This window comes from Bacteroides sp. ET336 (assembly GCF_024733815.1).
GTDB lineage: Bacteria > Bacteroidota > Bacteroidia > Bacteroidales > Bacteroidaceae > Phocaeicola > Phocaeicola cellulolyticus.
Map to the genome: position 1 here is coordinate 59326 of NZ_JANRHK010000006.1, position 14366 is coordinate 73691.

Consider the following 14366-nt stretch of genomic DNA (forward strand, 5'->3'; position numbering starts at 1 on the left):
CTTTTATACCATGTTTAAACAAAAATAATATGACTCCTGAAATAGCTATAATAGAAAGAAACACTCTTACGGCACTGGGACTGCAAACCATTCTGGAAGAACTGATACCGCAAGCTGTCATACGTGTGTTTCATTCGTTCGAAGATCTGATTGACGATACTCCAGACATGTATGCACACTATTTTGTGGCCATTTCAATATATTTCGAACATACGGCTTTCTTCCTTGAAAGAAAGCCAAAAAGCATAGTGTTGTCAGCCGGAGAGCCGCAGATTCCGGTTGGCGTTCCTGTGCTCAACACCTTTCTGCCACAGGAAAAGCTGATCAAAGCTTTTATGGATATGCGTAGCAAGGGACACGAAATGACACATCATCCGGTCAAACCTTTACCAAACGAAAACATCAATACTCTTTCTGCCAGAGAAATTGAGGTGCTGGTTCTTGTAACCAAAGGACTGATAAACAAAGAAATTGCTGATAAGCTGAACATAAGCCTCACAACGGTAATATCACACAGGAAAAACATCACGGAGAAGCTTGGCATAAAATCCGTTTCCGGACTGGCTATTTATGCCGTAATGAACGGATATATTGATGCCGACAGCATATAAAATCATAATAAATTAGGATTGTACATTTTCACCAATTGAGTTTCCTTTGCATCCGGATTTACAAAAACGACAAACAGACTAAAAAATGAAAAAAGGTACAGTTCTAAAATCATTGAAGATAATGGCAGCAGGTGTCACTGTCATCTCTGCTGCGACGCCGGCATATAGCATGCCTAAGGAGGAAACAGCAGAAGCTCCAAAAGACACAACACGAGTAATAGACATTGAAGAAGTTATAGTAATAGCTACTCCTAAAGAAAACAACAGACTGAGACAACAGCCTCTTTCTGCAACATCTTTTTCGCAAGGAGATATGAGAAACAACTCTGTGACTTCTGTAAAATCATTGTCCGGACTTGTTCCAAACCTGTTTATACCTGATTACGGATCTAAACTTACCACATCAGTTTACGTAAGAGGTATAGGCTCAAGAATAAATACCCCTGCAGTAGGACTATACGTTGACAATATTCCTTTTATTGACAAATCGGCTTTTGATTTCAACTATTCAGATATAGAACGTATAGACGTATTGCGCGGTCCGCAGGGTACTCTGTACGGACGCAACACTATGGGTGGTCTTATACGTGTATTCACCAAATCTCCTTTTTCATATCAAGGTACAGACATAAGCCTAGGAGCAGCTACTTATAACAACTATAAGGCCTCTGTAAACCACTATCATCGCATTTCTGACAAATTTGCATTTTCAGCAGGAGCTTTTTATGAACATGAAGGAGGTTTCTTTGAAAATGTAGCACGCAACAACGAAAAGATAGATAAAGGTGACGAAGTAGGTGGAAGAATGAGAGCTATCTGGTTGCCAAAAGACAATCTTAAACTGGACTTTACAGTAAATTATGAATATTCCAACCAGGGAGGTTATCCATATCAGCTGACAAGCCTATCTGAAACAGACATCTACTATCAGGACTTGAAAGGGGACTTGGGTAAAGTAGCATACAACAATGAATGCGGATATATGCGTCATCTCCTCAACGGTGGGTTGAACCTTGAGCATCAGGCAGATAACTTCATTCTGAGCAGTGTTACAGGTTTCCAATATCTGAAAGATGAAATGAACCTTGACCAGGACTTCACAAGAAAGAATGTCTATACTATGTCACAGAGACAGAATTCAAAAACAATAAGCGAAGAAATAGTTCTGAAATCAAAACCGGGACGCCGCTGGCAGTGGACTACCGGCGTGAGCGGTTTCTACCAATGGCTGGATACTGAAGGACCTGTGACTTTCCATGAGGATGGTATTTCATCATTAATGGAAAACAATGTAAACGGTATATTCAAGAAAATCAAAGAAGAGTACCCTATGATGCCGGACATGAGTCTTGATATAACAGATGAAAACATATTAATTGGTGGAAACTTCAAATCTCCAATGCTAAGTACGGGAATATACCACCAATCAACAATAAATGACATTATCTTTGAAGGACTTTCATTTACAGCAGGTTTAAGAATGGAATACGAAAGATACTGGTTGGACTATAACTCTAACACCAATATCAATTTCGATTTTAAAATAGCTGTTATGCCAATGCCATTCAAGGGACTGAACACTTCACCGAAAGTGAATGGTAATATAAGCCATGACTATATTCAGTTATTGCCTAAATTCGCTTTACAATACGATTTCAACAAAAGCAACAACATCTATGCATCAGTATCTAAAGGTTATCGTTCAGGAGGATACAATATACAAATGTTCTCTGAAATAGTACAAGGAGAAATGATAAATGGAATGATAGCTGTATTAGACGAAAAGAGTCACGGTATGGTTTCACAAATGGGAGGAGACAAAATTCCTCACTATGAATTCAACATTCAGGAAACAACAATGTATAAACCTGAATATTCATGGAACTACGAAATAGGTTCGCATATGACCATGTTTGACGGACGACTTCAGGCAGATGTTGCTGCATTCTATATGGACACTCACGACCAACAGATTTCACGATTTGCAGCAAGCGGCTTGGGACGTATAACAGTAAATGCAGGCAAGAGCAGAAGCATCGGTGGTGAACTGGCTCTGAAAGCACAGATAACAGATGCATTCAGCCTGAATGGTAATTACGGATACACTCATGCCACATTCACCGACTACGTAGTAAGCGATGAAGTAAACTATAACGGCAACTATGTACCATTCGTTCCACAGCATACTTTCAACATTGGCGGACAGTACATTTTCCGAATGAAAAGTGGAGCCTGGCTTGACAATATAATGTTGAATGCCAACTATAAAGGAGCCGGACGTGTATATTGGACAGAACAAAATAACGCATACCAGAATCTTTACGGTACACTGAACGGACGTATCAGCCTGAACAAAGGAAACGGACAGATAGGTATCTGGATTAACAATGCACTTAACACAAAATACCAGGCTTTCTACTTCGAATCAATGAACAGAGGATTTGCACAGATGGGACGCCCGATGCAGATAGGTGTCGATTTAAGATGCCGATTCTAATTACTTACTACATAAAACAAAAAAATGGCAGGACACGTTTTTCGTTCTGCCATTTTTGTTTGTTATATCACACCTCATTATTCAAAGCTTTCCATTTGTTTCGCAAATAAATACCGTCTATCACTCCATCAGCAAGTCCGATAACAGGAACGTAAATGTAAGTAGCCTTAATAATTCCGGCAATGGTAAGGAAAATATCACCGGCCGGAACAATAACATCGGCACGGTCGGGTTTAAGATTGAATTTCTGCATTCTTTCGGACACTGTCAATTGCTTCAGTTCATTATGAAGCTCCTCAAGTGACGCTACTGTCATACGGGCACGCTTCTTGTCTTTCTTCTCAATCATGCGGTACAACTTATTGATATTACCTCCCGAACCGATAATATTCGTATCCGGATAAGACTGCGCCAGTTCTGCCATGTCATTTTTCAGTCTCTCCCACTCGCCTTCTTTCACTGCCTCATTAAGGATACGCACTGTTCCGATGTTATATGAACGGCTACATACCAACTGACCTTTGGACAGCAAATTGATCTCAGTACTACCACCACCGACATCGACATACATATAATTACCCTTACGGTCTTCCATAGACTCAACATGGTTGTTATATACAATCTTTGCCTCTTCCTGACCGTCGATTATCTCAATCTCAATTCCCGTCTCCTTGGCAACACGTTTTATTATCTCCGGACCATTCTTTGAGTCACGCATTGCAGAAGTAGCACACGCGCGGTAATCCTTTACGTCATATATCTTCATGAGATAACTGTAAGATTTCATCAGACGAAGCATGTTTTTGGCACGTTTATCAGAAATCTTATTCTTTGAGAACACATCAAATCCCAACCTGAGGGGTACACGCAACAATAATACCTTTGAGAATTTCACTCCTTCTTTTGTTTCTTCAAGATGCTTGATAAGCAAACGTACCGCATTGGAACCGATGTCTATGGCTGCATAATTTACGCCATTCTGCATTGTTTCAATTTCTTTACTCATAGTATTTGCCTTTTATATTTTAACAATAAGTTTATAAACTAGATAGTTGCTTGCCACCATACCCTTGCGGGCAAGCGACAAGCAACATTGTGAAAAATCAAGCTATATTTATCTATTCGTTAACGTCGTTGATTTCAATTTTCAGCCAGATAACTATCGTAGAGGGCTTCCTGAGAACGGAACGGTGTTTCATCTTCATTAAGAGAAACAAACTTGTTATCGCCAAATCCATCTACTATACGTCCCTGAAGAGTATCTTTAAGTCCAAAGTCAACAATACGCTTCAACTCACCTTTGATAGCAGGATCATAAACAGGAGTTATAACCTCCACACGGTTATCAAGATTACGAGGCATCCAGTCGGCAGAACCCATGAAGACTTTCTCTTCTCCTCCAGCAGCAAATATAAATATACGTGAATGTTCCAGATAACGGTCTATTATACCTTTAATCCTGATATTACTGCTTACTCCAGGTATGCCCGGTACAAGAGAACAATTTCCGCGTACCAACAAATCAATATCAACACCTGCCTGAGAAGCCTCATAAAGTTTTTCAACCATTACAGGATCTGTGATATGATTTATCTTGACTTTTATATATGCAGGTTTTCCTGCCTTACGGTTCTTTATCTCGTTATTAATAAGAGTTATAAACTTATTCTTCATTTCATTAGGAGAAACAAGCAACTCTTTAAACTTGATAGGCGTATAAGGACGTTCGATAAAATCAAAAACCGCATCAACATCATTCACCAACCTTCTGGAAGCAGTCATCAAGACACAGTCCGTGTACATACGGGCATTCCCTTCATGGAAGTTACCGGTACTAACACAAGCTATATCCGGACCAGTTTTCATTCCGATGTGTGTTATCTTTGAATGCACTTTCAAGCCTTCTACTCCGAAAATAACCTTTATGCCGGCATCCTGCATCTTCTTAGACCAGTTAATGTTAGAAGCCTCATCAAAGCGGGCAAGCAGCTCTATGACCACTGTTACCTTCTTTCCGTTTCTGGCAGCTCCGATAAGAGCCTTTACAACTTTTGATTCTTTTGCAAGACGATACAAAGTTATCTTAATGCTACTTACTTTCTTGCTTACAGCAGCTTCCTGCAGCACTCTAATGAATGAATCGAAATTATGGTAAGGAACATGTATAAAACGATCCTTTTCCTGAATCTTAGACAAAAGACTTTCCGGACCATCCAATTCTTTTTTCATTATAGGAGTCCAAGCCGGATATTTCAGGTTCTTCCTGCCACAGTCTGGAAACTTCATCAGATCCTTATGATTCTGGTAGCGACCACCTGAAAGAATAGTGTCCCATGAATCGACATCAAGCTTATTAAGCACTCGCTTCATAAGATCCTTAGGCATATCACCGTCATATATTACACGTAACGGTTCACCACGCTTACGGCTCTTTACACCTTTGGAAATCTTCTGCAATGTACCCGTTCTAAGGTCATTGTCAATCTCCATCTCTGCATCACGGGTAAATTTAAAAGCGTATGCTTCATAATCTGTAAATTCAAGACCCTCAAAGACAATAGGAAGACAACACCTTACTACATCATCAAGATACATCATATAGCTCTTTCCATCGCAGTCAGGAAGACGAACGAAACGTCCGCACAATCCTACTGGAAGTTCAAGAAAGGCATAGTCAGCAATCACCTTTGAGCCGTTTTTCTTCTGAAGCTTTACAGCCAGATAAATATTTTCATCAGTTTCAGAATCAAGAGTCTTGACTGCAGAGAACCATACAGGTACTATAAAACCATTAAGCTTTTCCTTATAATATGAACGTATATATTCCAGCTGCTCAGGTGTGATATTTTCATTATCTACCAGATATATATTTTCCTTCTCCAGTTCAGAGATAACATTCTCTACGGCCTGTTCGTATTCCTTGGCGTATTCGGAATTAAGCTTAGTAATTTTCTTTATTATCTTCTTAGCCTTCTCTCTGTCCTTGGCTGCAGATTTGTCCTCACATTCAGCTATGCGGTTCTGAGAAGCCATACGGACACGGAAAAACTCATCAAGATTATTCGAATATATTCCAAGGAAAGCCATCCTTTCAAGCAAAGGAACATGTTGGCGTGTAGCTTCCTGCAAGATACGCCTGTTAAAATACATCCAGCTTATATCTCTTTCAAGATATGGATCTTCTTTCTTCTTAATTGCCATAACTACTAAATTTTGCGCAAAGGAAAGTAATACATATTACATTGTTATTGCAATTTACAAAAAAAATCGATACAAGGATTATTTCTTACAATAAAATATAATTACGTTTTCATATATACTCTTCCACCATATACATATTTGGCATAAACTCAGCAGAAGCCAGCCCTTCCAGTTCGTTTACAATCATATATTCGGCCGAATTAACCCATTCCTTAAATCTCTCGTCCGGTTTATAAGTCTCTGCAAATTTCAACAGTTTACTTAAATCGAAATCACTGTCAATAATTCCGGCAGAACTCTTCATTGCATCAAAAGCATTACATTCCTGCTCTATATGTGCCGGCACCATCATTAATGGCTTTCCTAAATACATAGCTTCACATACTGACTCAAAACCTGCTGTACTGGCATATGCCTTACAACCGGACATCTGTCTAAGAAATTCCAAATCGTCAAGCTGGTAAAAAGACAAAGTGTCGTCAATTTTCTTGACAGGCGATTCCTCCCACCTGTCCCAGAAAAAACGTAAAGGCGTTTCAGGGTGATCTTTATGCCATCTCATCACGCATTCCGAGAAACCAGAATTAACCATGTAACCATGTATATAATTACCATCAGTGGCCTCCTGACGGAACACATCACGTCGCAACAGCGGTGGAACTACTTTTATCTTTTTAACGTCATCATCCTTCATGCTGCGGAAAGAAAGAGCCAGATATTCCTTTGCTCCCAATGCAGTCAAACGGGTAAACATATTAAGCAGTTTCATTCCAAACTTATGTCTGTATGGCATCTCGAAATCTTTATGCAGGAAAAGATACTGGTGTCCGATACAAACTTGTGGTACAAGGGGGCGGTAAAAGAAATATGTAAGACCTGTCAGAAGCTCGTAGAAATTTATAACCATATCTGCACCGGTCTTGACAATACGGTCGTTTATATAATGCATACTGCCCAAATATTCGGGTACTTTCATTACATTATACAAAATACTGCGAGTTATATTGACACGTTTATTAGCAGGTGTAGGAAGGAAATTAGGACTGACAAACTGTTTTACCGGAGCATGTACGCTACGTGTAAAAAAGCCTGGCAGACGCCTTGATTCACTTTTACCCACCAGAATTTCCACGACTTCATGTCCGCTTCTTAACAATACATTCTCCAAAGTTATAGCTTGGGTAAGGTGACCACGTCCTTCTCCCTGAACGATAAACAAAAATTTCATGATGCAACAGATAATAATGTTAGTTTGGCAGTTTTATTTAATTGATTTATCACCTCAGAATAGTTTACCACTTCCCACACTCCGTTTTCATCCTCGGTCAAGGCAGAAAGTGTTTCAACCCAATCGCCTGAATTCAAGTAGTGTACTCCATCTATCACTCTATTTTCAGGATGATGTATATGTCCGCAAATAACACCGTCGCATTCACGTTTTCGTGCAAAATCAACCAAGACCTTCTCAAAATCTGAAATATAAGATACAGCCGACTTCACTTTATGCTTTATTGCTTGTGACAATGAATAATAAGGCTTGCCTTGCTTTGAACGATATTTATTATACATTCCGTTCATCCACAACAATAATGTATATCCTACATCACCCAATTTAGCCAGCCACTTCATTTCTGTAGTAACTTTATCGAACACATCTCCATGTGTGACAAAATAATGACGTCCATTACTTTCCAATATATAGTCTCTCACAATACTTATATTGGAAAACCGTAACGGAACCAGATTATCCAAAAAATCATCATGATTGCCACGAACATAAATAACCTCAGTTCCACACTTTTCCATCATTTTCATAATTATCTTAAAAAAACGGGTGTGTTCCGGTTTCCATTTTCTTACACCCGATTTCTGCAGATGCCATCCGTCTATTATGTCACCATTAAGGATTAATCGGTCGCAATCAACCGTACTTAGAAAATCACTAACCTCATCCACCTTTGAATGTGACGTACCAAGATGAATGTCCGATAAAACGATTGTTCTGTAATGTGGTCTTAATTCCATTTCTCTTCATTTTTGTCTGATGCAAAATAACGGAATCAATATTACAAAAACATGTACTTTAGATTAACAAAACAATACATTTATGCATAAAAAAGTGGAGACTGCCCTGTACGGACAATCTCCACAATCATATAATTAAAATAAAATATTATTCAGCCAATTTGTTGTCTGAACCCAACACGTTGATGATTTTGTGTTTGTAAAGTTTTTCCATGTTGTCACGAGCTGGACCAAGATACTTACGTGGGTCGAATTCAGCTGGTTTTTCAGCGAATACTTTACGTACAGCAGCAGTCATAGCAAGACGAGAGTCAGAGTCGATGTTGATCTTGCAAACTGCAGACTTAGCAGCCTTACGCAACTGATCTTCTGGAATACCGATAGCAGCTTCCAATTTACCACCATACTGGTTGATTGTATCAACTTCTTCCTGTGGAACTGAAGAAGATCCGTGAAGTACGATAGGGAATCCAGGAAGTTTTTCCATAACTGCATCCAATACGTCGAATGCCAATGGAGGAGGAACCAAACGACCTGTTGCAGGATCAACATGGCACTGTTCTGGTTTGAATTTGTAAGCACCGTGAGAAGTACCGATTGAAATAGCCAATGAATCGCAACCTGTACGAGTAGCGAAGTCGATTACTTCTTCTGGGTTAGTGTAAGTGTGGTGGTCAGAAGAAACTTCGTCTTCAACACCTGCCAATACACCAAGTTCACCTTCTACAGTTACATCGAACTGGTGAGCGTATTCAACAACTTTCTTAGTCAAAGCAACGTTTTCTTCGTATGGAAGGTGAGAACCGTCGATCATAACTGAAGAGAAACCAGAGTCGATACAGCTCTTGCAAGTTTCGAATGTATCTCCGTGGTCAAGGTGAAGAACGATTTCAGGATGTGCACAACCCAATTCTTTTGCATATTCTACAGCACCCTGAGCCATGTAACGCAACAAAGTAGCGTTTGCATACTGACGAGCACCTTTAGAAACCTGAAGGATAACAGGTGATTTTGTTTCAACTGCAGCCTTGATGATAGCCTGCATCTGTTCCATATTATTGAAGTTGAAAGCAGGGATTGCATATCCACCTTTGATTGCTCTGGCAAACATGTCTCTTGTGTTCACCAAGCCTAAGTCTTTGTAATTAACCATTGTTTTTACTATTTATAATGTTAGTGATTAAATTCCATTGCAAAAATAACAATTTATATATACAGAACTTCTATTTTAAAAGAAAAAAATATACACAAACATACATATATTGATAAAATATGGCAAATATTACAAACCTGAGTACGCATAATGCAATGTAGATATTGCAAGTTTTACAAAGCCGATGAATACAACAATGCTTTTTTAATCTATACATTAAGGGAAATACACATTATATATTATTTATAGAGAAAAAGATTTCACAAAAAAGATTGATAAAGTTTTCTCATTTAAAAGAAAAAGCGTATCTTTGCAACCCGAAACAGACCATTACACACGACTAAGTGTTACCAACTAGTCAAAATAATAATAAATAAAGTATATACTGAAATGAAAAAAGGAATTCATCCAGAGAACTACCGTCCGGTAGTATTTAAAGACATGTCAAACGGTGATATGTTTCTTTCACGTTCAACTTGTGCTACAAAAGACACAATTGAATTCGAAGGTGAAACTTACCCATTGGTTAAGTTGGAAATCTCTAACACTTCTCATCCGTTCTACACTGGTAAGTCTAAGTTGGTTGACACAGCAGGACGTGTTGATAAGTTCATGAACCGTTACAACCGTATCAAGAAATAATTTAATACGAGTTTACGATAAAAGCGGGCAATCTTCAAAACAGGTTGCCCGCTTTTATTTTTGTAGTTCTCATTTTTTAATTACCTTTGTGAAAAGTTAAACATATAATATAATACGATGAAATATAAACTGTCAGGATTACTAATACTAATATTCTTTTTTACCAATATTTTAGCACAAACAAGTGTTATTTATACTACTGGTGACCATATATCAAGCAGCTTGATAAACAATATTTATCAGGACAAGAGAGGTTTTATATGGATAGCAACGGAGTATGGACTGAACAAATTCGACGGTAACAGATTTACACTTTATACACACGATGAAAATGACTCTACATCAATATGCAACAACTATTCAAGAGTGGTGTATGAAGACATGAACGACAATATCTGGATAGGTACTGTAGCAGGAATGATGAAATACAACCGTGACGAGAACAATTTCATGAACGTCAGATTATATATCAACGGAAAAATCACAATACCACACATATCGGATATACTAGAAAGGAAAAACGGTGAAATATGGGTTGCAACTTCAAATCAAGGATTATTCAGAATTGATACCGAAAACAATACAGGCTCATGTATAAACGAAATAAGAAGGACTGGCATATATAAAGTCAACACTATAATTGAAGATAATGACGGTATAATATGGATAGGAACAGAAGACCACGGAGTTATTACATATGACACTCATAACAATAAAATAGATAAAGTACAACTGCCAGGAGTAGAAAACTGTAATATTACTTCAATGACCTTAAATGCCAATGGTGATATATACATGGCGACATTCACCAAGGGACTTTACATTTTCAACAAAGGAAAAAACAGCATAGACAAAATTACGAGTTTGGGCAATCTGCCAATAAAAACGCTTGTATTATGCGATAATAAACTATACATAGGAACAGACGGAGCAGGTGTAAAAATTTACAGAGAAGACACAAGACAAACACAAGATCTGTATATAGCAGATGCAGCTATAGACCTGAGAAATACAAAAGCACATAGTATCCTTTTTGACAAAGAAGGAAACTTATGGTTTGGTATTTTCCAAAAGGGAGTAGTGCTTATACCCAAGAAGACTAATCCTTTCAGATTCTACGGAGGCAAGCAAATAGACAACAGTCCCATTGACGACGGATGCGTAATGTCTATACTTAAGAACAGCAAAAACAATATACTAATAGGAGTTGACAGCAAAGGACTATACTTCTTAAATTCAAATTATGGATTAATTAAGCATTATACTCCGCAAGAAGGAAAGCCTCTTTTCCCGAATACTATTATAAACATATTCGAAGATTCATCAAATAATATCTGGCTTGGAAGTTACAGCCAAGGGATAGGACTATTTGATACACAATCCGGAACATTCAACCGTATATCTGGACTGGAAAACGAAAGTGTATTCAGCATCGCTGAAGACCACAACAGAAATCTTTATATAAGTATATACGGTACAGGTATGTGTGTATATAATCTGGACAGTAAAGAAATAACATATTTCAAGGAAAGCGACAAGGATGAAAACGGTGATTGCCTGGCAGACAACTGGATAAACACATTATATTGTGACAGTGAAGGATATATATGGATAGGACATTTCAAAGGAGTAAGCTGTTTTAATCCTAAAAACAAAAGTTTCATAAACTTCACCGGAACAAACTATATCATTAAAGACAAGATGTGCTATTCAATATTGGAAGACAGCGAAAAGACAATATGGCTAGGTACATCCGAAGGATTATACTCATTCAACAAATCAAATAAAGAAATAAAACAATTTGGTATAAACGACGGATTGTCAAACGATGTGATATGTGGTTTATGCGAAGATAACAGTGGACATATCTGGATAAGTACATTCAATGGAATAAGTAAATTCAGCAAACGTAACAATACGTTTACCAATTATTATAGTGAAGACGGACTTCAGGGTAACGAATTCACACGCGGTGCTGCATATAAATCCGCAAATGGGGAAATCTTATTCGGAGGTACAAATGGTATCACATGTTTTTACCCGTCTGAGATAACAGACTCAATATCAAAACCTAGTCTTACAATATCAGACTTCCAGGTTTTCGGAAAGAGTATAAATACCAATTCTCTATCAGGAGGAAAAAAGATAATAAGCGAAGATGTCACACGGGCAAAAACATTCAGATTAAGTCATAAGGACAACACTTTCAGAGTATTTTTCACAACTATGGACTATGGAAGTACGTCACATATTCTATATAAATACAGAATTGGAAAACTGAGCAAGAACTGGCTGTCAACAAGAAGCGGTGAAAACTACATAACATTCAACAATCTACCTCCGGGAGATTATACTTTAGAAGTTTTTGCAGTAAACAGAAATATAACATCGGATACATACGTATATAATATTCATATATCCTACCCTTGGTATCAGACATGGTGGGCATATATACTATTCTCCATACCTGTGATAATACTTATATGGTTGACAGTGAACTATATACGAATCAAGATACGACGCAAGCGCGACTTCATGGAGATACGTCATGCACGAGAAATTAATGAAGCAAAACTACAGTTCTTCATAAATATCTCACATGAGATACGTACCCCTATGACACTGATTATAAACCCATTGGAAAAGCTAATTGCAGCAAATAATGATAAGGAGACAGGCAAAACATACATGATGATTTACCGAAATGCAAAAAGGATACTGCGTCTCATAAACCAGCTTATGGACATAAGAAAAATTGAAAAGGGACAGATGCAGATGCATTTCCGTGAAACAGACCTTGTAGGTTTCATAAACGACCTTATGATTACATTCGAAAACACTGCACGCCAGAAAAACATAAGCTTCAGTTTCGAGCATGAAGACGAAACACTCATGGGATGGATAGACATAAACAATTTCGACAAAGTATTGATGAACCTGTTGTCAAATGCATTCAAATATACACCTGATAATGGTAAAGTTTGTGTCAGTCTATGCCATGGTGAAAATCCGAATGCAAAAGGAGCGTTAAAAAACTATATTGAAATAAAGGTAACAGACAGCGGCATAGGACTGGATGAAAACCAAAAAGAACGTATATTTGAAAGATTCTATCAAATCAGCGGAAATGGCGTACATAATCAGGGCGGTACAGGAGTTGGACTACATCTGACACGCTCACTCGTAGAAATGCATTATGGAACAATAACAGCAGAAAATAATATAGGAAGTTCAGGTTCCACATTTACTGTAAGAATACCTAAAGGATGCGACCATATAAGTCTGGAACAGATAGAAGAGAATGACACATACGTGAACAATGATATCAACATCCAGCAAATATCGTCATCAATATCAGATATAAACGAAGAAGAAAATACTATAAAGAAGAAATCAAAAACCAATTTTACCATACTGATAGTTGACGATGAAAAAGAAATTCAGGAATTCCTGAAAGATGAGTTGTCTGACGAGTTCAGAATATCATTGGCAAGCAACGGACGTGAAGCCTATAAGCACATACTCACCAACCATGTTGATTTGGTGGTTAGTGACGTTATGATGGATGAAATGGACGGACTGACATTATGCAAGAAAATCAAACAAAATGTAAACATCAACCATATACCTGTCATCCTGCTTACAGCCAAAGGTAAAACAGAAGAACAGGTGGAAGGAATTGAACATGGAGCTGATGCATATATAATAAAACCATTCAACACTGAAGTCCTAAGAAGCACAATATTAAATTTGCTCAACAGCAGACGTATCCTGAAAAATAAGTTCAGTGGCGCTCAGGAGCAAAAAGAAAAAGTAAAGGATATAAATATAAAATCTTCAGACGAAGCTTTGATGGATAAGATTATGTCGGTAATAAACAATAATATGTCAGAACCGACTCTAAATGTTGAAATGCTGGCACAAGAAGTAGGTTTGAGCCGTGTTCATCTTCATAGAAAACTAAAAGAACTTACCAACCTGTCAACACGCGACTTTATCAAGAATATAAGAATGCAGCAAGCAGCCAAACTGTTGAAAGAAAAGAAACTAGGAATTTCAGAAGTAGCTTATGCTGTAGGCTTCAGCAATCTATCGCATTTCTCTAGTACATTTAAAGAGATTTTCGGTGTTTCTCCAAAAGAATACACTTCCGAGAAATACGAAATGGAAGAAGAAAAAGCACAAAAAGACAAATCTGAGAAAGAGAATAATGACTGAAAAAATAAAACCTCTTAAA

The 14366-nt window shown here is 37.8% G+C and carries 9 protein-coding genes; 4 read left to right on the forward strand and 5 right to left on the reverse strand.

Annotation, left to right across the window (positions count from 1 at the left end; genetic code table 11):
- The first annotated feature begins 29 nt into the window (after positions 1 to 29).
- On the forward strand, positions 30 to 611 hold the full coding sequence (locus tag NW213_RS07840) for a response regulator transcription factor (RefSeq protein WP_258322408.1): 582 nt from the start codon (positions 30 to 32) through the stop codon (positions 609 to 611).
- Positions 612 to 696: 85 nt separating this feature from the next.
- On the forward strand, positions 697 to 3108 hold the full coding sequence (locus NW213_RS07845) for a TonB-dependent receptor (RefSeq protein WP_375338125.1): 2412 nt from the start codon (positions 697 to 699) through the stop codon (positions 3106 to 3108).
- Between the two features lie 67 nt (positions 3109 to 3175).
- Here the strand turns inward: NW213_RS07845 and NW213_RS07850 are convergent, their stop codons facing one another.
- From NW213_RS07850 to NW213_RS07870, 5 genes are all read right to left on the reverse strand, one after another.
- A complete protein-coding gene (locus NW213_RS07850) occupies positions 3176 to 4114 on the reverse strand; it encodes a Ppx/GppA family phosphatase (protein WP_239469100.1) in 939 nt (312 codons plus the stop codon).
- A 134-nt stretch (positions 4115 to 4248) separates the two neighbouring features.
- Complete coding sequence (locus NW213_RS07855) at positions 4249 to 6309, reverse strand: RNA degradosome polyphosphate kinase (RefSeq protein WP_258322409.1); 2061 nt, start codon at positions 6307 to 6309, stop codon at positions 4249 to 4251.
- Positions 6310 to 6418: 109 nt separating this feature from the next.
- Positions 6419 to 7537: a glycosyltransferase family protein gene (locus NW213_RS07860; RefSeq protein WP_258322410.1), complete on the reverse strand. Its 1119-nt coding sequence runs from the start codon at positions 7535 to 7537 to the stop codon at positions 6419 to 6421.
- Positions 7534 to 8334 carry a UDP-2,3-diacylglucosamine diphosphatase gene (locus tag NW213_RS07865; protein WP_258322411.1) on the reverse strand — a complete coding sequence of 267 codons (801 nt, stop codon included), beginning with the start codon at positions 8332 to 8334 and terminating at the stop codon, positions 7534 to 7536. The genes NW213_RS07860 and NW213_RS07865 overlap by 4 nt, the downstream gene beginning before the upstream one ends.
- 148 nt (positions 8335 to 8482) lie before the next feature.
- Complete coding sequence (locus NW213_RS07870; RefSeq protein WP_154044186.1) at positions 8483 to 9487, reverse strand: class II fructose-bisphosphate aldolase; 1005 nt, start codon at positions 9485 to 9487, stop codon at positions 8483 to 8485.
- A gap of 390 nt (positions 9488 to 9877) precedes the next feature.
- Between NW213_RS07870 and NW213_RS07875 the strand changes: the two genes are divergently transcribed.
- A complete protein-coding gene (locus tag NW213_RS07875; protein ID WP_013617874.1) occupies positions 9878 to 10129 on the forward strand; it encodes a type B 50S ribosomal protein L31 in 252 nt (83 codons plus the stop codon).
- A gap of 117 nt (positions 10130 to 10246) precedes the next feature.
- The gene (locus tag NW213_RS07880) at positions 10247 to 14347 is read left to right on the forward strand and encodes a two-component regulator propeller domain-containing protein (RefSeq protein ID WP_258322412.1); all 4101 of its coding nucleotides are present in this window, start codon (positions 10247 to 10249) and stop codon (positions 14345 to 14347) included.
- Positions 14348 to 14366 lie beyond the last annotated feature (19 nt).